We start from the raw sequence: 20,029 nt of genomic DNA, 5'->3' as shown, positions 1-20,029 counted from the left end.
CGCTCGTCGTCGAGCGCGCCGCGCGTGGCGTGTCCGCTCAGCCGAGCGAGCAGAAGCCTTCGTAGTCGATGTAGCTCGTGATGGTCGGCGACTCGCCGCAGACGGGGCAGCTCTTGTCGCGGCGCAGCTTGAGCTCGCCGAACTTCATCCGCAGCGAGTCGTAGGTGAGGAGCCGGCCGATGAGGGGCGTCCCCTTGCCGAGGATCAGCTTCACCGCCTCGGTCGCCTGGATGATGCCGATGATCCCCGGCAGGATCCCGAGCACGCCCGCTTCCTGGCAGCTCGGCGCGAGGTGCGCGGGCGGCGGCTCGGGGTAGAGGCACCGGTAGCAGGGGCCGACGCCCGGCATGAACGTCGTCACCTGGCCCTCGAAGCGGAAGATCGAGCCGTGCACGACCGGCTTCTTCTTGAAGACCGAGGCGTCGTTCACGAGGTAGCGCGTCGGGAAGTTGTCGCAGCCGTCGACGATGATGTCGAACTGCTCGAAGATGCGATCGACGTTGCCGCTGTCGACGCGCTCCTGGAACTTCACGACCTTCACGTCGGGGTTGAGGTCGCGGATCGCCGTCTCGGCGCTGTCGACCTTGGGCATGCCGACCCGCGAGGTCGCGTGGAGGATCTGCCGCTGGAGGTTCGAGTTGTCGACGACGTCGGCGTCGACGAGGCCGAGCGTCCCCACGCCGGCGGCGGCCAGGTACAGGGCCGCCGGGCTGCCGAGGCCGCCGGCGCCCAGCAGGAGCACCTTGGAGGCGAGCAGCTTGGCCTGCCCCGCCTCGCCGACCTCGGGCAGGAGCAGGTGCCGGGAGTACCGATCCCGCTGCGCGTCCGTGAGGTTGGGCGGCATCTCGACCGGGTACGCCATGTCCTTCCAGCGGGAGAAGCCCGGGTTGGCGCTCTCCACGTTGGTGTAGCCGAGCTCCTGGAGCGTCTTCGCGGCGAGCGCCGAGCGCGTGCCGCCGGCGCAATAGGCCACGATGTGGGCCGACTTGTCCGGCAGCCTCTGCTCGACCTGTATCTCCAGGAAGCCTCGCGGGATCGAGATCGCGCCCGGGATGAAGCCGGCGCGGTACTCCTCCTTCTCACGCACATCCAGGAGCACCATCGGGACCTTGTCGTCGAGGCGGCGCTTGAGCTCAGTCAGCGAGAGCTCGCGGATGGACTTGCGGACGTCGGAGATGAGGTCGCTATAGGTCGTGGGCATCGTGGCTCCTCAGGGATGCAGAGACTTAGGTGCCCGGCGCTACGAGTCAACGACGGACGGCCGGCGGTCGATAATTGTGGCCACGCGGGCAGAGCGATCGCCGCGCGCGTCGGCAGAGGCGAGGCGCGGCGGCCCGGTCTGCCGGCGCGGCGCAGCCAGACGCCCGGCGGCGGCCGGAGGGCCGGCGGGGCTCCGCGAGCGCGGCGCTAGCGACTGTGGGGCAAGAGCTCGGGCCGCGATCGGAGCGAGGCGAGGGGCTCCTCCTTCTGCATGCCTCCCTCGCACTGGATGAGCGCGACGCGGCCTGCGGGCGGCACGTCGATGATCGTCGCCGGCTCGTTCTCCGACTTGCAGAGCGCGAGCACCTTGGTGCCCGGGGCGAGGCGCCCGCTGCGGAGCTGCTTGCGCGGCAGCTTGATCTCGGCGTCGTCGGCGAGCCGCCGGACGATGATGTCGGCTCCCTGGACGTCGCTCACCACGCCGAGCTCGAGCGTCGGCTGCTTCTCCCGGAGCGGGCCCCACACGCGCTCGCCCTTCAGCTGGTCGTTCGGCGGCAGCCAGTCGACGGTCGGCTCCCGGGCGAGGCGCGCCAGCGGCACCCACCCGATCGCGACGTCGAACGCCGCCGTGACCACGGCCGTGCCGGGGTCGACCGCGGTCACCAGCGCGAGGTCCTTGGTCTGGCCGATGACCCATACGGGGGTCGAGGGCGGGAGGCTGCGCTTCGGCTCGCCGTCGCTGTCCGACGCAGGCGACGCCTCGACGGTGCCGTGAGACCAGCGCTGTTCCGGCTTCTTCATGGGCTTCATCCCGACCTTCCGCGCCTCGACCCACGCCGCGAGGGCGGCGCGCTTCCGCGCGAGCGGCTCGGGCAGCGCGCTGCTCCCTGGCAGCTCGGCCCCGTCGGGCGCGAGCGCCTCCCAGCGCAGGAGCGCGATGGTCGCGTCGAGCTGCCCGAGCGTCCCCTCTGCGTTCTGGGAGCCGAGCGCTCTGCCGGCGAGCTCGGCCAGCCGTGGCCCCGCGGCCGCGCGGACCCGCCCGAGGATCGCGCTCCCTTGCTCCTCGGAGACGTCTCCCCGCTTGACGGCGGCGTCGAGCTTCTCGACCACGCTCGCCCAGCGTCCGGCCGAGACGTCCGCCTCGACCTGGCCATACACGACCTCGGCGATGGTGGCGTCGAGCTCCGCCGTGAGCCGGTCCGTGGCGGCGTCGCCGAGGACCGTCCTCGTCGGCGGGGCCGCGAGGAACGCGCGCGCCTCCGCGAGCTTGCCGGCGATGGTCGCGTCGTCGACCTTCCTGCTCGCGCACGCCGCGGCCTGCGACGCCACGAGCCGCCGGACCTCGTGGGTGAACGCCTCGCTCTTCAGCTCGTCGATCCGCGCCGACAGCTTGTCGAACGCGGCTTCGCACTCCTTCTGGTCGAGCAGCTCGGCGGCGTCGTTGGCCCAGTCCTTCGCCTCGCGCCTGTCGACCTTCTCGCGCAGCTCGCCGATCTGGTACCGGTGCGAGTCGACGCCGAGCCCGCTCGCCTTGTCGAGCAGCCCGCGCGCCTCGGCGTACCGCTTGTCGGACAGCGCGCGGCTCGCCTCGTCGACGCGGCGCTGGCTCTCCGCGATGCGCGCCATCTCCGCCGTGACGGCAGGCTGCGGCGCCGGTCGCGCGGCGGGCTCGGCGGCGCAGCCCGCCGCGACGGGGATCGCGGCGAGGACGAGGACGAGGGAGAGGGGATGACGGAGCAGCGGCCCTGCTGAGCGCATAGGACAGGACTGTTCCACTTCCTCCGGAGGAACGTCAACATCGCCTCCGGCGGCGTTTCTTGACCCTCGTGCGACGACGCCTTACGTGAGCTCCCCGTGAGCGACGACGATACGCGCAGGACGGGTGACCACGAGCCGGCTGCCCGGGAGAGCAGCGGAGCGCGCGTCTTCAAGGAGCCGAAGATCACGATCAACCGCGTCTACACGCGGCAGGGGGACGGCGGGCTGACCCGGCTCGTCGGCGGGCAGCTCGTCCCGAAGGACGACGCGCGGATCGAGACCTACGGCACCGTCGACGAGCTCAACGCGCTCGTCGGCGCCGCGCGGCAGACGTTGATCGAGCTGCTCCCGGGGGCGCCGGGCGAGGGCGCCCAGCGCCTCGTGGAGCTCGGGCACACGCTGCTCCGCGTCCAGCACGAGCTCTTCAACCTCGGGTCGATCCTCGCGACGCTCCCGGAGGACGTCCACCCGAAGCAGCCGCGCGTCACGCAGGCCGAGATCGATCTCCTCGAGGCCGAGATGGACCGCTGCCAGGCCGAGCTGCCGCCGCTGCGCTCGTTCGTCCTCCCCGGCGGCTCGCGGCTCAACACCGACCTCCACGTCGCGCGGACGGTGTGCCGCCGGGCGGAGCGCTGCTGCGTGCGCCTCGCCCAGGCTGGCCACGCCGATCCGCACGCGGTCCGCTACCTGAACCGCCTGAGCGACGCGCTCTTCGTCTGGAGCCGCTGGGCGGCCGCGCTCCTCGGCACGCCGGAGCTCCTCTGGGAGCCCGACGCCTCGGCGAGCGGCAAGGCGCCGCCGGCCTGAGCCGCGCCGCCCTGGTCGGCATCACAGCGGCGCGCTCGTGGCCTTTCCGCTGCGGAGCAGGCGCGGGTGCTCTCCACCGGAGCGCGCGGTCGTCCTCGGCCCAGGCAGCGCCGCCGCGTCGGCCGCCGCGAGGGCGGCGCGCGTGCGCTGCACGAGCCGCAGGCCCGCGGCGAGGCCGACGCCTGCCACGAGGGCGAGGCAGCCGAGCGTGATCGGGAAGGGGAGGGCGCCGGTCAGCCGCATGGCCGGCACGGCCGGGCCGAAGACGAGCGCCGCGACGAGGTAGGCGAGCCGCTCGTGCCGGCGCATCAGCCCGTCGGGCAGCGAGATCCGGTAGGCGTCGGCCTTGGCGCGCGCGTAGCTCACGAGCGACGACGCGACCATCGCGACGAGCGGGATCGCGAGCGCCGCGGGGTGCTCCCTGTAGAAGACGGCGAGGCCGATGAGCGGCGCGGCGTCGGACAGGCGGTCGAGGCACGAGTCGAGCACCGCCCCGGCGCGCGACGCCCTGCCGCCTTCGCGCGCCACCATGCCGTCGAGCGCGTCGAGGACGGCGCCGGCGATGAGCAGCGCCGCGCCGGACCGGAAGCGGCCGGCCGCGAGCAGCGGCGCGCAGGCGAGCGACAGGCCGAGCGAGAGGTAGGTGAGCGCGTCCGGCGAGACGCCGAGGCGAACGAGCGCGCGCGCGGGGGCGTGGAAGGACCAGTAGAAGGCCTCGACCACCGGCCTGGGGAGCAGCGCGCTCCCTGGAGACGCGCCGAGCCGCGGCATCGCGGGTCGGCCGTGGCGCGCGACGCGCACGGCGTAGGCGCCGAGCACGGCTGTGCAGATTAGGATCGCAACGGCGCAGGGGAGGACGGCCACACCGAGGGCGGTTGCAGGGTTCGATCCGGGCCGCGTCAGGCGACGCGGGCGCCTCGCCGCGGCCGATCGAGCTGCGCTGCGTCGAGCGATGACCTCGCGCCGTCGCGGGCGGCCAGGCCGCGTCCCCGCGCGCCGCCGTGCGCGCGGCGCGGGATGCGATGAACCGCCGCGGCGGACCGCGCCGCGCGGGCGCGACGAGCTACGGGCAGCTGGCGCGCGAGAGCCGGATGCCCTGGTCTTGCTCCGTGTAGGCGATTCCGAGCTCCTGGCCTGTCCAGGCCAGCGCCGGGTACCGGGCGGTCGCGCCGCCGCTCGCCTCGATCTCGCCGCCCATGGGCTCGAGATCCCGGCTCAGCAGCGTGACGAAGACGCCGGGGGGGCCGTCGCGGAACTGGTAGTACGCGACGGCGAGGCCGTGCCCTGTCCACGCGAGCGCCGGCCAGTTGGCGCTGCCTTCGCCCCGCGAGACGATGACCTCGGGCGATACCTCGTCCTGCGCGGAGATCCGGAGCGCGCGGATCTGCTCCGTGCCGCTGCGGGTGTCCTCCCAGACGAGGAAGGCGTCGTCCCCGCCGAGCACGACGCGCGGCAGCTTCGCGGTGACGCCCTGGTGCGCGATCGGATCGAGCGGAGCGCTCTCCTGGCCCGGCCTGGCGAAGTCGAGCGCGTCGCCCTGGGTCCAGACCACCGCGGTCTTCTCGCCGTCCGAGGCGACGGCCGGAAATTGCGCCTGATCCAGCGGCACCGAGCTGCTCAGCGCGCCGCTGTCGAGGTGGCCGAGCTGCGACCCGCCCGCGTCCATCCACGCGATGAGCGTCCCGTCCTGGCTCGCCGCCGCGGTGGGCCAGGACTCGGCCGCTCGGCTCCTGGCCAGATCGAAGGCCGCGCCTTCGGCCACGCCTTCCAGCGTCGCGCGGCGGCCGCGCACCACGCTGCCCGCGCCGTCCTGATCCTGCCAGAGGACGAGCAGGCCCTGCCCGTCGCGGTGAACGCTCGGGTGGCTGGAGACGCCCGGCCCGTCATCGATCACCTCCTCCCGCAGCTTGTTGCCCTCCGCGTCGACCATGGCGAGGTGGATGTCGCCCTCGTCGGCCGCGCGCTCCTGCCAGGCGATGGCGAAGCCCGCCCCGGTCCACGCGATCGAGGGCGTGATCCCGCGGCCGCTGCTCACCTTCAGCCCCGCGGCCGTGATCGTGCAGGCTGCGGCCTGGCTGCCGGTCCCGCCGCCCCCCGCGGCGTGCCCGCCGCCTCCCCCTGCGTGCTCGCCGCCCCCCGACTCTGCTTTCCCGACTCGTTCGTCGGAGCCGCAGCCCCACGCCGCGGCGAGGATCGCCGCGCTGATGGAGCCAAGAACCCAGTGCCTCATTGTTCCCCCGTCGTGGTGATGGAAGGCGCTCGGCGCGGCGCGCGCCGCGCGGAAATCGCGCCGAATGCCTCGGTTCACGGGTCCGGCGCGGCGACATCCTCTGTCACGGAGACGGCGAGGAGCGGATCGCCGTGCGGGACGACCGCCGTTTCTCCGTTCGATGTCCGGAGGGGCTGCGGGTCGCGGTCCAGCCCTGCGCTTCGCGCGGATCACACCTGCGCGCCGAGCTTCGGGGCGCGAAGCGCCGTTCGCTCGGCGCGCGGCGGCTCCAGCGCCGTGCGCGCCTGCAGGCATTCTCCGATAGGCGCTGCCCTCGCTGGATCGCGCGCCGCGCGCGCCGATCCGACCAGCGGCGCTACTCGTCGCCCTGCTGCGGTTGCAGCGCCTCGGCGACGGCCGCGAGCACGTCCTGCGCGGCGTCGAGCTTGCGCCGCGGCACCGACTTCAGCGCCTGTCGCACGGCCGCCTCCACCGTGCCGGTGCGGAGGCTGTCGAGCTCGCGCCCGCGCGCGGTGAGGCCCAGGAGCGCGCGGCGCCCGTCCTTCGGGTCGACCCGGCGCTCGATGATGCCGCGCTCTTGCAGCCGCTTGAGCACGCCCGTGAGGGTGCTCGGGTGCAGCTGCATGATCTCGGCGAGCTGCCCGGCGGAGATCCCGGGGTAGCGCCCGACGATGCGGATGACGAGCCGCTGCGGGCCCGTCACGCCCATCTTCGCCTCCATGCGCTTCGACGTCGACTGCAGGCCGTGATCGACGGCCCACAGGAGCTTCATGAAGTCGAGCACCTCGCCCAGCCGAGAGCTCTTCTCTGAAGGGGGGCCGGCTTGAGACGAGCGCATCGCTGACGCTTGCTAGCTCGCCCGGACGCGGGCGGCTAGTGCTGGTCGCAGCGAGGGCCGTCGGCCCCGGGCGCGCGCTGGGCGCGGCGCCGGGGTAGATCGCCGAGGAAATCGAGCGGGAAGATCGCCGGAAGCCGCGGATCGCCGCGGGCGCGCCGGCACGCACCGGGAAGGGCGGCGATGTCGAGCTACCCACAGCGCCGTCGTTGTCTCCGCGCTTTGCCGTAGCGCCGGCGGGCGGTTTCGGAGCAAGATCCACGTCGATGAGCTGGGCACGGCGAGCCGCTCTGTGGACCGGGCTCGGCGCGCTGCTCTGCATCTCGGGCGCGGCCGTCGGCCAGGCGCCGTCGGTGCGCGCGTCCTTCTCGGCGGCGTACCGCGCCTTCCGCGATCCCAGCCTGCTCGACCGCGCGCCCGCCCTCGCGGCGACGGCCGACGCCTGCCCTCCGCCCGCTGGCGACGCGCCGCCTGCCCTCACGGCGCTCCTCGTGCACGAGTTCCAGCCCGCGGCGGACGAGGATCTCGAGGATCCCGAGGGCGCGGTGCTGGCCACGCTGGCGATGCCGGACCTCGACGTGCCCCTCACGCGCCGCGCGATGCGGTTCGTCCGCTTCTTCGCGCAGTCCGAGGAGGGACGCGCCCTCTTCCTGCGCCGCTTCCGGCGCGCCGGCGCGTACCGCGAGATCATCGAGCGCTCGCTCCGCGAGGCGGGCCTCCCGGAGGATCTGCTCTGGGTCGCGGCGATCGAGAGCGGCTTCGACCCGCGGGCGGTCTCGCCGGCCGGCGCGGCGGGGCTCTGGCAGTTCATGCCGAGGACGGGCGAGGCCTACGGGCTCGAGCAGTCCGAGTGGATCGACGCCCGCATGGGCATCACGCGGGCCACGGACGCCGCGACCGCGCACCTGCGCGACCTGTACGAGCGCTTCGGCCGCTGGGACCTCGCGCTGGCGGCGTACAACCTCGGTCACGAAGGCGTCCTCCGCGCGCTGTCGAAGGTCGCGGCGACGCGCGATCCCGAGGCCCGCGGGCCCATCGGGCTCGCGGAGCTCTCGCAGGCCGGCGCCATCCCCAAGGAGACCGCGGACTACGTGCCGCAGATCATGGCCTTCGCGATCGTCGCGGCGAACCGCGGGCGCTTCGGGTTGGACCTGCCCGACGTCGCGCCTCTCCCGCCGCTCGACCTCGGCGAGGTCGCGGTGCCGCCGGGGACGCGGCTCCGCACGATCGCGCGCGCCGCGGGCATCTCGACGGCCGTGCTGCGCGAGCACAACCCCGAGCTCCTGCGCGACCGTGTCCCGCCCGGCCGCGTCGACCACCTGATCTCGCTGCCCGCCGATCGCGTCGCGCGCGCGATGGCCCTCTTTCCCGCCTACCTCGACCACGAGGAGCTCGACGAGGACGAGGGCGGCGGCGCGGCGAGCGCCGGGCTGCCGCAGCGCGCCGCGACGGGCGAGCTCGCGCTGGACGGCGCGTCGCTGCCGCCCCGCCCCGTGTCGCTCGGTCGGAACCGGCTCCCCCTCTTCACCCCGCCCGGCCAGGCGCCGGCGCCCATGCCGCTCCTCGGCAACCCGGAGGCGCTCGACGCGAGGCTCCCGATCGTGATGATCGGCGGCGGCGTCGGCTTTCGCCCTGCCTTCGAGGACGACCCGCTCGGCGTCCGGAGCGGGCGCCTCGCCTCGACGTCGCCCTTCGACGATGTCGGAGGCCCGAGCGCGCGCCGCGCCCTCAAGGGGCGCGAGGCGGCGATCGAGAAGCAGATCGGGCTCCTCGCGGGGCGAGGCCAGGAGCAGGTGCAGCGCTTCCGCCTCCCGAACGGCATCGCGGTCGACCTGCGCGAAGACCCAGCGGCGCCGCTCGTCTCGATCAGCGCGGCGGTCGCCGTCCCGGTGCGGTCCGCGAGCGACGCCGGCGCGGCGGGGCCCGCGCTCGCCAGCGAGGCGCGCGTCGCGATCACCGTGCCTCCGCGGGATCTCGACGTCGGCATCGATCTGGTCGCCGCGCGGCTCAGGATGCTGCTCGGCGAGGCGAGCGGCGCGCGCGTGGCCGAGCTCAGGCGGCAGGCCAGCGCGGCCTCGCGGCGCGCGCTCGAGCGGGCGCCGTACGGCCCCTCGTGGCTGGCGCTCGGGGACGCGCTGTTCCCCGCCGGCCACCCGCTGGAGGGCACCTTGATCGGGGCGCGCGGCGACGCAGGCGCGGCGAGCGAGCTCCTGCTCGCCGAGTCGCTCCGGCGCGAGCGCGCCGCGGCCCAGGCGACGATCTCGCTCTCGGGCGACGTCTCTCGCGCGGCGGTCGAGCAGGCGCTCGCGCGCTCGCTCCAGCGCGCCGTCGAGGAGCCGGAGCGGCCCATCGGGCCGCATCCGCGCGAGGAGCGGATCGTCATCGACGACGCGGTGCCGGCGCCGCGGCTGCTCTATGGCTGGATCGCGCCGCCGGAGGGAGGCACGGACGAGGCGCCGCTCAGGGTGGCGATGGAGATCCTCGTCGGCCCGCGCGTCGCGCGGCTCGCGAAGGCCCTCGTGACGGAAGGGCAGCTCGCGTCGGAGGTGACGGGGCGCCTGTCGCTCGGCGCGCAGGCGAGCGTCGCCGCGGTCGAGCTCACCCCTGCGCCGTCGCGGAGCGCCGCCGAGCTGGAGCAGCGCCTCGACGCCGAGCTCGCGTCGCTCGCGGCGTCCGGGCCCACCTGGAAGGAGCTGGCCCTCGCGAAGGCCTTGCTCAAGCTGGATCTCGAGAGAGAGCTCACGCGGCGCGCCACGGTCGCGCCGCCGCCCGCGTCCCCTCGGCCGATCACGGACCTGCGGCTGCGCGCTGCGCTCGACCCAGGCAGCCTGCCGAGGCTGCTCCGCGCGCTCGAGGAGGTCGAACCGGCCGACGTCCGCGCCGTCGTCGCGCGGACCTTCGGCCGAGAGCGTCGGGTGAGCGTCACGACCTGGCCTCGCGGCGGAAGCGCCGTGGCGACGGCGGCCTCTTCAGCGCCCCCGCCCGCTCCTCCTCCGCAGCCCTGAGGCCGCTGGGCCTTGTTCACTCGACCGAACGCGGCCGAGCATGCCCGAACGTGGCTAAACGTGGCTGAACGCCGCTGAACATGCCGCCGTGTGACCGGCGTCACATGTTCAGCACCCCGTGTGCCAGCCGGCCTTTTTCATCATGAACTTATGGACAGGTATGGACAGCTGGTAGCGATCGGAGATAGCACGGGAGAATGACGACCCCTGTGAAGCCGCTGATGGCTGCGGTACCGGCGAGCGAGCACTCCGGCCATTTCCAGGATGGTGTCTATCGGCCTTCCCTCTCGTCGCCCGCGGAGGCGCCGGCGCTCCGGGTGACGCGAAGCGGCGTCGTGGAGCGCCCGGCGCGGACCACCGCGAGGACGCACTCCGGCGTGCGGCTCTCGGAGGTGTCCGAGCTGCCTTCGCTGCTCGACCATGTGCCTGCGGTCATCGCGCTGGAGCGGCAGCCGGTGCTGCGCAACCTGCTCATCACCCAGTGCTACTACGAGATCTCCGCGGAGCTCGTGAAGCTGCTCGGCGGACGCAACGCCCACTGGTGCACCTTCGCCACGTGGGCCTCGAAGACGGCCGGGCGTTTCATCCGCAACGAGGAGGTGCCGGCGGTGCTCCGGGAGCTGATCCTCTCGGACGAGGACGAGCGGGAGGTGATCTCGCAGCGCGCCGGCATCACGACGGGGCGCGGCAGGGGCGAGCCCGAGCGCGCTCCGCTCGTCAGCGGCGTCAACCTGCTCACGCCCTGGTGGGGTCATGGACTCGATCTGATGGAGATCCCAGAGCGGATCTTGCGCGAGCTGAGCTCGGACATCGCCCACGGCAATCTCAAGGTCTTCGAGGAGCTCGGACCCCTGTTCGTCCGCATGATCCAGGTCTATCGAGAGTGCCCGCGGCCCGGCGACGCGCAGCTCGCCGCCCTGCTCGACGGGCTGCAGACAGGGGAGTCTCGGGAGGGCGGACAGGGGCTGCTCCGCAGCGCCGTGGCGCGCTACCACGAGGCGATGCTCACGGAGGACAAGGACAGGAAAGCGGAGCTGATCCTCCTCGCCAACGCGCTCGTCGGGCTGCACGAGCAGGTGCGGCTCCAGCCGTACATCGCGCGGGCGCTCAACGCGCCCGTCCGCTGCGTGCGCGACTCGGTCGGCGTCCCCGGACGGCTCCTGCCCGAGGCGCTGAGGTCCGTCATCCGGGAGCAGGCCGAGAAGGTGCAGGAGCTCTGGCGCCTGCTGGCCACGAAGGAAATGATGACCATGCGCCTGCCGGACGAGCTCCTGGATCTCGGCCACGACCTGCCCGCGCCGCCCGGCTTGCCGCTCCACTGCGCCGAGCTCGCGACCATCGAGGATCGCGAGCTCCTCGAGCTCCTGAGCGAGTACGACGCGCACGACCAGACGACCTACGGCTGCGGCGCAGAGGACTGGGCGTCGCTGCCCGAGCGCATGGGCTACATCCTCGAGCTGTTCCGCTCACGGCAGTCCTGCTCGCGGCTCCTCGAGCGGCCCTTCAGCCGCGAGCAGCACGCCGAGATCGTCGCCTGGCGGGTGCCGATGCCCAGCCACGGCGCGCTCTAGCGCCGCGCTCCGGAGCTCCTGCGGCGTCTCCGGCGGTCGCATCGCGGCGAGACGCAGCGGGACGCGCCGCCTGGGCGCGCTGCTTCATCGCTTCCAGCGCGTCGCTCTCCGCTCAGGGGCGGGTCGCGCGGCGCTCGGAGAGGCGCGCCAGAAGGCCGAGCGCGCCCTGACCCTCCGCGATCTCGCGCCCGCGCCGGAAGGCCGCCTCGGCCCGATCTCGCGCCTCCGCGGCCGTCGGCGCGCCGCGCGCGAGGGTGATCTCGCCCTCGAGCCGATAGAGCTCTGGCTCGAAGTAGCGCTCGTCGCTCTTCTCGACGAAGGCCCGCGTGTCGGCGAGCAGCGCGCTGGCCTCGTCGACGTTGCCCGCGCCGAGCTCCGCCTCGATGAGCGCTGACCGCCAGTAGGTGAGCGACACGCGGCTGCCGACGCCCGTCAGCATCGCCAGGCCTCCGCGGATGCGCGCGGCGCCCTCCGCGTAGCGCGCGCGCGCCGCCTCGCCGGCCGGGCCTTCGGCCGCGCGCGCCGCCGTCGCCCAGCCGAGGTCGATCTGGCTGAGCGCCGCCCAGTGGGGCATGCCCACCTCCTCGGAGAGCTTGCTGAGCGCGTGCGCGTGCGCCTCAGCGCCCGCGAGATCGCCGAGCAGGCAGCACAGCACGGCCGCGAAGTGCTCGACGAAGCCGCGGCTCACGGGCTGGTTCAGCTCTTCGCACAGCGCGATCGCCTCGTCGACCGAGGCCCTGGCGCGGTCCGGCTCGCCGAGGTGGAACGCGATCCAGGCGAGGTGGGACAGGGAGAACGCCGCGGCGTCCTGGCCGAAGAGGAAGGCGAGCGGGAGGTGACGCGCGGGATCGTAGAGCGCGAGCACCTTGTTGAAGTGCTCGCGGGCCTCGCGGAGGTGCCCGCGGAGGAAGCGCGTCGCGCCGAGCGCCTGGTGGGCGCCCAGCGTGATGCCGGCGTCCCCCGTGCTCTCGGCGAGCGCGAGCAGCTGCTCGCCGTGCTGCTCCGCCAGCGCGTAGTCGCCGCGGACGTGGAAGAAGATCCAGAGCCCCCAGAGCGCGGGGAAGAGCTGCGGCGAGGAGCCCGCCTCGCGGCAGAGCGCGTGCGCGCGCGCGTACGTCGCCTCGACCTCCGGGGCGGCGTAGCCGCGCGTGATCATCAGCGGGACGCCGAGCGTGGTCTGCAGCGTGATCTCGTGGCGCGTCCGCTCGTTGGTCTCCGGCAGCTGCTTGAGGAGCTCGAGCCCGCGGCTGAGCTGGCTGATCGCCTCGGCGTGCGCCGACGAGAACAGCGAGGCCTCGCCCGCGCGCTGCCACGCCGCGACGGCGGGGCCGATCAGCGCGGCCTCTGTGTAGTGCCGCGCGAGCAGCTCGGGCGGCGTATCCGTGGAGCGCTCGGCGAGGACGGCGGCGATGCGCGCGTGGTACACCTGCCGGGTGCTGCGGAGCAGCGACTGGTAGGCGGCGTCCTGCACCAGCGCGTGCTTGAACGTGTACGTCGAGCGCGGGGGGCGCCCCCGCTGGAAGAGCAGCTCGGCGTCGACGAGCTGCGCGAGCGCCTCGCGCAGCGCCTCGGGGCTCGACGCCATGAGCAGCGGCTCGGCGCCCGCGCTGCCCGCCGCGCACTGCTCGAGCGCCTCGTAGCCGAACGATCGGCCGAACACCGCGCCGAGCTGCGCGACCTCCTTGGCAGGGCCCAGGCGATCGAGGCGCGACATCAGCGAGTGCTGGAGGGTGGTCGGGATCTCGAGCGCGCCCACCCCCTGGCGCGCGGCGCTCGGCGCGCCGGTCGACTCCCCTGCGGCGGCCTGCGCGGCGGCCGACTCGACCACCATGCGCGTGAGCTCCTCGGCGAACAGCGGGACGCCGTCGCTGCGCTCGGCGAGCGTCCGGATCACCTCGTCCGGCAGCGACGCCTTCATGCCCGGCGCGCCGCTCGTCGCGTACGCGCCGGCCAGCTGCTGGACGAGCGCCCGCATTCGCTCGGCGTTGAGCGGGGCGAGGTAGATCTGGGTGAAGTGCGAACGCACCGGCCACGGCGGCGCGAACGTCGGGCGCGCGGTCAGGAGCAGCAGCAGCGGAGACGGCCGCCCCTCGTCGATGAGCCGGCCGAGCAGCTCCAGGGTCGACGGGTCGGCCCAGTGCAGGTCCTCGGCCGTGAGCACGAGCGGCTGCCGATCGGCGAGCCCGAGGAAGAGCTGCAGGAGCGAGGAGATGGTCTCCTGCCGCTGGCGCTGCGGGGTGAGCGCCGGCACGGGGTGACGTCCCTCGGTCGGGATCGACAGCAGCGCGGCGAGCAGCGGGACGGCGAGCGGCCCCGCCTCCGCCTCGGCGAGCAGCTTCTCCAGCCGCGCGAGCCGGTCTTCGCGCGGCTCGATCCCTGCGCCGCGCTCCGTCGACGGCGCGGCGCCGCTCAGCGTGCTCGCGCGCTCGCGATCGCCCGCGAGCAGCGCCTTGAGCAGCTCGATCACCGGATAGAAGGCGCTGTTCTGGAGCTGGGGCGAGCAGCGCGCCTCGAGCCACAGGTGCGGCGTCCCGGCCAGCCGGTCGCGGAACGCGCGCACGCTCCGCGACTTGCCGATCCCCGCCTCGCCCGTCATCAGCACGACCTGCCCCGCGCCCCCCGCGGCCCGCGTCCACCGGGCGGCGATCTCGTCGAGCTCGCTGTCTCTCCCGACGAGCGGCGTGAGCCCGTGCTGCATCCTCGCGTCCAGCCGGTCCCGCGCGGTCGTGCGCCCGTGCACCGCGAAGACCTCGATCGGCTGGCGCGCCTCCTTCGGGCTGATCTCGCCGAGCGCGTCCACGTGGTAATAGCCCTCGACGAGCTTCAGCGTCGCGCGGCTCACGAGCACCGTGCCCGGCTCCGCGTGGGCCTTCAGCTGCGTCGCGGCGTTCAAGGTCGGGCCTGCGAGCGAGGGCGCGGCGTCGCTGTCCGCCACGACGACGATCCCTGTGTGCACGCCGACCTGCACGGACAGCGGCATGGACACGAGCTCGCGCGCGTTCAGGCGGGACATCTGCTCGACCAGATCGAGCGCCGCCTGCACGGCGCGAAGGGCGTCGTCCTCCCTCGCGACGGGGTGGCCGAAATACGCGATCGTCTCCTCGCCTGGAGAGCGGAGGAAGACCCCCTCGTGCGCCCCGATCACCTGGGCGCACACCGCCTGATACATCTGGACGAGCTCGTGGAACGCCTCGCTGTCGACCGTGTCCGCGATGCGCTCGGCGCCGGCGAGCCCGCAGACCAGCACGGTGAGCTGGCGGCGCTCGCCGCGCCCGCTGGTGGACATCGGCCGCGTCCCGGGCGCGACGCTGGGGCGGGAGGTGAAGCTCGTCGCCGGCGCCGTCTGCGGGCTCCCGGAGGCGCCCAGGTGGATCGACGCGTTGCGGATCGGCATCGCCGGCGCCGCGGCGGGCGCGAGGTTGCGGCCTGGGATCGCGAGCGTCGGCGCGGCGCCGAGCCGCTCGTCCTGCCGCTGCTGCTCGGGGGATTTGCGCACCGTGCCCGGCGGCGGCTCGATCTGCTCGGAGGGCACGAGCTGGGTCTCCTGCTCGGCCTCGACCTGCCGCGCCGGTCGCGTCACGATCGCCCGCTGCTCCAGGGCGCCGCCGCGCTCCTTCTGCGAGGCGGCGTGGCCGGGATCTGGCGGCAGCGGCCACGGGATCTCCGACACGTCGCACTCGTCCAGCAGCTCGTAGGCCTCGCGGGCGGACCGGAAGCGGTGCGCCGGCGACTTGGCGGTCGCCTGCTCGAGCAGCGCGCCGAGGGGGTGGCCGCGGAGCGCGCGGGGGATCGGCACCGGCTCGGGGCTCAGCTGGCGGAAGATGACCTCCGCGACCGTCGCCTCGTGCATCACGGGCGCGCCGATCAGGCACTCAAGAAAGGTGAGCCCCCATGCATAGATGTCCGCCGCTGTGGTCGGGGTGGACTGCACGAGCTGCTCCGGGGCCATGTAGGCCGGGGTCCCGTTGAACTCCCCGGTGGGGGTGAGCGCGCGGTAGTCGGCGGACCGGGCCTCGCCGATGAGCGCGGCGATGCCGAAATCCAGCACCTTGGCGTGTGTCCGCTTGCCCGACCCGGCGACCATGATGTTGTGCGGCTTGAGGTCGCGGTGCACGACGCCGCGCTCGTGGGCGAAGCCGATGGCGTCGAGCACCTGCAGCATCAGCCGCTTCGCCTCGCTCGGCTCGACCCCCCTCGTGCGCTGGCAGCGCGCGGTCAGCGTCTCGCCGTCGACGTACTCGAGCGCAAGGTAGAGCTCGCCCTCGGGCAGGCGCCCGGCGTCGAGCAGGCGAACGATGTTCGGGTGGCTCAGCTGGGCGATGACCTGCATCTCCCGCTCGAAGCGCGCTTCCTGGGAGCCCGACTCGCGCGAGCGCCGCAGCACCTCGGGCCGAAGCAGCTTGAGCGCCACGCGCTGGGTGGTCACGATCTGGCGCGCATCGTAGACGACGCTATGGCCGCCGCTCCCGAGGTGGCCGAGCACCTGATACCGGCCGTCCACGAGCGCGCCGACCTCGAGCAATCCATCGCGAGCGGGCATCTCCTGATCTCTTACCGCCGAACGCTGCCGGAGTGGATCGTGAACGCCGCTGCCGGACCAGGTTGATCGCTCGCGGCGCCTCGAGGCGGGCTGAAGCGACGCGAGGCAGGCGGGGCCGGCCGGGTGTCGGGTCGACGCGAGTCCCACCTCTACCGGCCTTCCTGCAGTGCCGCGAGCTCGGCTGCCCTTCGCTGGGCGTGATGCAGGCAACCAGATCGCCTCGGCTTGAGCGCGTGGTGCGGGAGGAAGAGGTCTGATACCCTCGCGCTTGATGGGCAATGCCCCGCACTCCGGCAGCATGCCGCCACCTTCGAGTGGTCGGGGCCAAGGAGCCCTCCTCTACGCCGTCGACGATGAGGAGCTCAACCTGGACCTCATGGATCGGGCGCTCCGCTCCGGCTACCAGGTCCGCACCTTCGGGGACCCTCGCCGCGCGCTGGCGGCCGCGGTGAAGGAGCCGCCCGCCGTGGTCGTCGCCGACTATCGGATGCCTCATTTCAGCGGGCTCGCGCTGCTGCGCGAGCTGCGTCGGCAGGGGCTGAGCTACGTCCCGGTGCTGGTCTGCGCGCCGACGGACGTCGAGCAGATCCAGAAGATCTCCCGGGAGAGCGCGGCCTTCCGGATCATCACGAAGCCCTGGATCGCCTCGGATCTGCGCCGCCAGGTCGACCTGGCGGTGAGCCTCCACCAGCTCCAGGTCGCGCGGAACCACCGCTGAGCCGGGGGCGCCCCGTGGCGTTGCGCTGCGCTGTCCAGGGCGACGCGACCGGATCGCCGCCGGGCGGCGCGGGAGCCTGCTCGCGGTGCGGGCGCGTCCGGTGGTGCCCTTGAGCGATCGCCTCCTCGACGTGGTCGCGCTCGAGCTGCCGCAGCGCTTCGGCGACCGGCAGGGCGCGCTCGCCGAGATCGACCGTCTCCTCGCCTCGCCCGCGCTCGCGGGGGCCGAGCTCGCGCTGCTGCCCGAGCTCATCCTCACGGGCTACGTCTCGCCGCGGGGCGACAGCGATCTGCGCCGCTTCGCGGAGCCGATCGACGGCGAGTCGGCGGCGCGGCTCGCCGAGCTCGCGCGAAGGCACGGGATCGCGCTGGCCGGCCCCCTCGTCGAGGCGAGCGGGGGCCGCTCCTACAACAGCTTGCTCGTCTTCGACGGCGACGGACGGCGCGTGGGCCATTACCGCAAGCGTCATCCGTGGTTCCCGGAGCGCTGGGCGGCGCCGGGAGATCTGGGGACCCCAGTCCTCGAGCTGCGCGGCATCAAGCTGACCGTCGCGATCTGCTTCGATGTTCACTTCCTCTCCGAGGACGCGGGCGACGCGCTCGATGAGGCCGATCTGCTGCTCTTCCCCACGGCGTGGGTCGATTCTCCCGGGGAAGGGGACATGCGCGCCGACCTCCTGCCCGCGCTCGCCCGGCGCCATCGCATCGCGATCGTGAACGCCAACTGGGGGCCGTCCCGCCCTGCGCTCGAGGGCCAGGGCGGCTCGCGCATCCTCGACGCGCAAGGGCGGTCGGTCGCGGCGGCGCCGCCCGGCCCGGGGCCGAGCGCGGTGCGCGCCACCTTGCGCTTCGCCCGAGACCGGCGCGGTACCTGAGGGGGAGCGGGGAGCGCCAGCGCGCCCTCGCGGGGAGGATCGAACGTCGATCGCGCTCGGGCAAAGGAGCGCGTTGCCCCGCGCGGGCGCGGCGCAGCCGGGGATCCCGCGGGGCTCCCTCGATCGCGCTCAGGTGAAGGGGAGCCGGGCCAGATCGACGTTGCCTCCGCTCAGGATGACGCCGATCCGTGCTCCCTGAACCGAGCGCCGCAGGACCGCCGCCACCGCGACGGCCGCGCTCGGCTCGATGACGAGCTTCATCCGCTCCCAGACGACGCGCATCGCCTTGACGATGTCCTCTTCGCTTACGGTGACGATCTCGACCCCGCGCTCGCGCAGGACCGCGAAGGTGAGCTCGCCGAGCGAGCTGCGGAGGCCGTCGGCGATCGTGACCGGGTCGTTCGAGGGGATGATCCTCCCTTCGCGCATCGATCGCGCGGCGTCGTCCGCGGCCTCGGGCTCGGCGCCGATCGTGCGCGCGCGCGACAGCGAGCTGGTGGCGATGGCCGTCCCGGAGAGCAGCCCGCCGCCGCTCACGGGCGCGACCACGGCGTCGAGATCGTCCACCTGGGCCGCGAGCTCCAGCGCGGCCGTACCCTGGCCGGCGATGACGCGCGCGTCGTTGTACGGATGGACGAGGACCGCGCCCGTCTCGGACATCACGCGGGCGATCGTCTCCTCGCGCGACCGAAGCGTGGGGGCGCAGCCCACGACCCGGGCGCCGTAGCCCTCCACGGCGGCGCGCTTCACGGCCGGCGCGTTCTCGGGCATGACGATGTACGCGGCGACGCCGCGGATGCGTGCCGCGAGCGCGAGCGCGGCGGCGTGGTTGCCCGACGAGTGGGTCGCGACGCCGCGCCGCGCCTCCTCGTCCGAGAGGGACAGCACCGCGTTGCACGCGCCGCGGAACTTGAACGCGCCGGCCCGCTGCAGGTTCTCGCACTTGAAGAAGACGCGCGCCCCCGCGATGCCGTCGAGCGTGCGGCTGGTCATGACGGGCGTCACGTGGGCGTGCGGCGCGATGCGCACGGCGGCGCCGCGGATGTCCTCGACGGTAGGCAAACGGCTCATGGGACGATCATCGGAGCGCGGTCCCGGCCCGGCGTCCACCGCGAGCCCGGGCGCTGCCCTCGCGGCGCTGCTTCAGAACAGGTCGGCCGCGATGCCGTCGGCGAAGACCCAGGCGGCTCGCGGGACGCGGACCCGCCCGCCGGCCACCTCCAGGCGGCCGGCGCGCTCGAGCCGCTCCGCGGCCCTCCGCCGCGAGGGCGGCCACGCCGGCACCCCGAGCGCCGCCGCAGCGGCCTCGAGATCGAGCCCCTCGCGCAGCCGCAGCCCGAGCATGATCCGCTCGGACAGCCGCGTCTCCGGCTCGAGCCGCTCCTCGCTCTCCACGGCGATCGCCTCGTCGCCTTCGGCCATCTCAGCCATGTACCGTTCCGGACTCACGATGTTCCGGTAGCGGACCGCGAACGCTTCTCCCTGGCCCTCCGCGCCGCCAGAGCGCAGGCCCCAGCGCGGATCCGGCCGCGACACCGTCCCGTAGGCGGCGCACCCGAGCCCGACGTAGTCGATGCCTTGCCAGTAACCGAGGTTGTGGCGCGCCTCGTGGCCCGGCCTCGCGTAGTTCGACACCTCGTAGTGGGCGAGCCCCTCTGCCTCGAGGGCCTCGTCGATGGCGAAGAACGTGTCCGCCACTCCATCGTCTCCGGCGAGCGGCAGGCGACCGCGCCGCGCGAGCTCTCCAAACGAGGTGCCGGGCTCGACCGTCAGGCTGTATGCCGAGATATGGGTCACCCCCGTCGAGGCCACGGCGCGCGCCTCGGCGGCGGCGTGCTCGGGGCGTTGCTCCCGCGCCGCTTCCGCCGTTCCGACCGCGACACCGTAGATGAGATCGCCGCTCACGCGCGGCATCCCGGACCGGAGCGCCGCCGAGAGCGCGCCGAGACCGCCCTCTGGGTCGTGCAGGCGCCCGAGGAACCGGAGGCGCTCGACGTCGAGGCCCTGAACTCCGATGCTGAGCCGGTTCACTCCGATCGCTCGGAACGCTCGGGCCCGCTGCTCATCGAGCGAGGTCGGGTTGCACTCTGCGGTCACCTCCAGGTCCGGCGAGAGCCGGCCGGCGGCCGCGGTGATGGCCGACAGCACCCTGCCCATCTCGTCCGGCTCCCACAGGGACGGCGTCCCGCCGCCGAAGAAGATGCTCCGGAGCTCGCGCTCGCCCAGCACATCCTCCCGCTTCCGGAGCTCGGCCAGCACGGCGTCGGCATAGCCGCGGTGGTCGATCGCGTCCCGCGCCTTCGCGAAAGACACGAAGTCGCAGTAGGGACACTTCTTGAGGCACCAGGGGAAGTGGACGTAGACGGTGATCGGCTCCATGGTTTTCATGAATCCGCGACAACCTTCGACCCGACGCAGGAGGGCGAAGCGGAAACTCCGAGATGAATCGAGATGAACGGAGACGAGGACGAGGACGCGTGCAACACGTGCG

General features: G+C 73.7%; 13 protein-coding genes. 5 read left to right on the top strand and 8 right to left on the bottom strand.

Features of this window, described 5'->3' with window-relative positions:
* Positions 1 to 37: 37 nt before the first annotated feature.
* Positions 38 to 1,201, bottom strand: a complete 1,164-nt coding sequence (gene moeB, locus WMF19_RS22150; protein WP_437900893.1) for a molybdopterin-synthase adenylyltransferase MoeB — start codon at positions 1,199 to 1,201, stop codon at positions 38 to 40.
* Positions 1,202 to 1,407: 206 nt separating this feature from the next.
* Positions 1,408 to 2,958, bottom strand: coding sequence for a hypothetical protein (locus WMF19_RS22145; RefSeq protein WP_437900892.1), 1,551 nt, complete (start codon positions 2,956 to 2,958; stop codon positions 1,408 to 1,410).
* 96 nt (positions 2,959 to 3,054) lie between these two features.
* On the opposite strand from WMF19_RS22145, the gene WMF19_RS22140 reads away from it, so the two are divergent.
* A complete protein-coding gene (locus tag WMF19_RS22140) occupies positions 3,055 to 3,765 on the top strand; it encodes a cob(I)yrinic acid a,c-diamide adenosyltransferase (RefSeq protein ID WP_437900891.1) in 711 nt (236 codons plus the stop codon).
* A gap of 21 nt (positions 3,766 to 3,786) precedes the next feature.
* Here the strand turns inward: WMF19_RS22140 and WMF19_RS22135 are convergent, their stop codons facing one another.
* The 3 genes from WMF19_RS22135 to WMF19_RS22125 form a co-directional block, all read right to left on the bottom strand.
* On the bottom strand, positions 3,787 to 4,584 hold the full coding sequence (locus WMF19_RS22135; RefSeq protein ID WP_437900890.1) for a CDP-alcohol phosphatidyltransferase family protein: 798 nt from the start codon (positions 4,582 to 4,584) through the stop codon (positions 3,787 to 3,789).
* A 244-nt stretch (positions 4,585 to 4,828) separates the two neighbouring features.
* The gene (locus tag WMF19_RS22130; protein ID WP_437900889.1) at positions 4,829 to 5,995 is read right to left on the bottom strand and encodes a hypothetical protein; all 1,167 of its coding nucleotides are present in this window, start codon (positions 5,993 to 5,995) and stop codon (positions 4,829 to 4,831) included.
* 355 nt (positions 5,996 to 6,350) lie between these two features.
* Entirely contained in the window at positions 6,351 to 6,833 is a 483-nt protein-coding gene (locus tag WMF19_RS22125; protein ID WP_272099655.1) for a MarR family winged helix-turn-helix transcriptional regulator, read from the bottom strand.
* A 263-nt stretch (positions 6,834 to 7,096) separates the two neighbouring features.
* On the opposite strand from WMF19_RS22125, the gene WMF19_RS22120 reads away from it, so the two are divergent.
* Together WMF19_RS22120 and WMF19_RS22115 are read left to right on the top strand one after the other, a co-directional pair.
* Entirely contained in the window at positions 7,097 to 9,835 is a 2,739-nt protein-coding gene (locus WMF19_RS22120; protein ID WP_437900888.1) for a transglycosylase SLT domain-containing protein, read from the top strand.
* 197 nt (positions 9,836 to 10,032) lie between these two features.
* Positions 10,033 to 11,406 (top strand): hypothetical protein, encoded by a 1,374-nt coding sequence (locus WMF19_RS22115; RefSeq protein ID WP_437900887.1) that lies wholly within the window; start codon positions 10,033 to 10,035, stop codon positions 11,404 to 11,406.
* Positions 11,407 to 11,518: 112 nt separating this feature from the next.
* Here the strand turns inward: WMF19_RS22115 and WMF19_RS22110 are convergent, their stop codons facing one another.
* Positions 11,519 to 15,946, bottom strand: coding sequence for a protein kinase domain-containing protein (locus WMF19_RS22110; protein ID WP_437900886.1), 4,428 nt, complete (start codon positions 15,944 to 15,946; stop codon positions 11,519 to 11,521).
* Between the two features lie 271 nt (positions 15,947 to 16,217).
* Here WMF19_RS22110 and WMF19_RS22105 point away from each other — a divergent pair, with 271 nt between their 5' ends.
* Positions 16,218 to 16,664, top strand: a complete 447-nt coding sequence (locus WMF19_RS22105) for a response regulator (protein ID WP_012236479.1) — start codon at positions 16,218 to 16,220, stop codon at positions 16,662 to 16,664.
* A 103-nt stretch (positions 16,665 to 16,767) separates the two neighbouring features.
* Entirely contained in the window at positions 16,768 to 17,538 is a 771-nt protein-coding gene (locus WMF19_RS22100; protein WP_437901655.1) for a carbon-nitrogen hydrolase family protein, read from the top strand.
* Between the two features lie 129 nt (positions 17,539 to 17,667).
* Here WMF19_RS22100 and WMF19_RS22095 read toward each other — a convergent pair whose 3' ends face one another.
* Positions 17,668 to 18,609: a pyridoxal-phosphate dependent enzyme gene (locus tag WMF19_RS22095; RefSeq protein WP_437900884.1), complete on the bottom strand. Its 942-nt coding sequence runs from the start codon at positions 18,607 to 18,609 to the stop codon at positions 17,668 to 17,670.
* 72 nt (positions 18,610 to 18,681) lie between these two features.
* Positions 18,682 to 19,926 carry a radical SAM family heme chaperone HemW gene (gene hemW, locus WMF19_RS22090; RefSeq protein ID WP_437900883.1) on the bottom strand — a complete coding sequence of 415 codons (1,245 nt, stop codon included), beginning with the start codon at positions 19,924 to 19,926 and terminating at the stop codon, positions 18,682 to 18,684.
* Between the last annotated feature and the right edge of the window lie 103 nt (positions 19,927 to 20,029).

The organism is Sorangium sp. So ce124, assembly GCF_051525235.1.
GTDB classification, from domain to species: Bacteria; Myxococcota_A; Polyangia; order Polyangiales; family Polyangiaceae; genus Sorangium; species Sorangium atrum.
This window is presented reverse-complemented; position numbering and strand designations above follow the sequence as displayed.

Excerpts from the sequence above, each read along its gene's own strand:
- WMF19_RS22110 (WP_437900886.1), bottom strand. The coding sequence starts at position 15,946 with ATGCCCGCTCGCGATGGATTGCTCGAGGTCGGCGCGCTCGTGGACGGC.
- WMF19_RS22130 (WP_437900889.1), bottom strand. The coding sequence starts at position 5,995 with ATGAGGCACTGGGTTCTTGGCTCCATCAGCGCGGCGATCCTCGCCGCG.
- hemW (WP_437900883.1), bottom strand. The coding sequence starts at position 19,926 with ATGAAAACCATGGAGCCGATCACCGTCTACGTCCACTTCCCCTGGTGC.
- WMF19_RS22095 (WP_437900884.1), bottom strand. The coding sequence starts at position 18,609 with ATGAGCCGTTTGCCTACCGTCGAGGACATCCGCGGCGCCGCCGTGCGC.
- WMF19_RS22125 (WP_272099655.1), bottom strand. The coding sequence starts at position 6,833 with ATGCGCTCGTCTCAAGCCGGCCCCCCTTCAGAGAAGAGCTCTCGGCTG.
- WMF19_RS22120 (WP_437900888.1), top strand. The coding sequence starts at position 7,097 with ATGAGCTGGGCACGGCGAGCCGCTCTGTGGACCGGGCTCGGCGCGCTG.
- WMF19_RS22105 (WP_012236479.1), top strand. The coding sequence starts at position 16,218 with ATGGGCAATGCCCCGCACTCCGGCAGCATGCCGCCACCTTCGAGTGGT.
- moeB (WP_437900893.1), bottom strand. The coding sequence starts at position 1,201 with ATGCCCACGACCTATAGCGACCTCATCTCCGACGTCCGCAAGTCCATC.
- WMF19_RS22115 (WP_437900887.1), top strand. The coding sequence starts at position 10,033 with ATGACGACCCCTGTGAAGCCGCTGATGGCTGCGGTACCGGCGAGCGAG.
- WMF19_RS22145 (WP_437900892.1), bottom strand. The coding sequence starts at position 2,958 with ATGCGCTCAGCAGGGCCGCTGCTCCGTCATCCCCTCTCCCTCGTCCTC.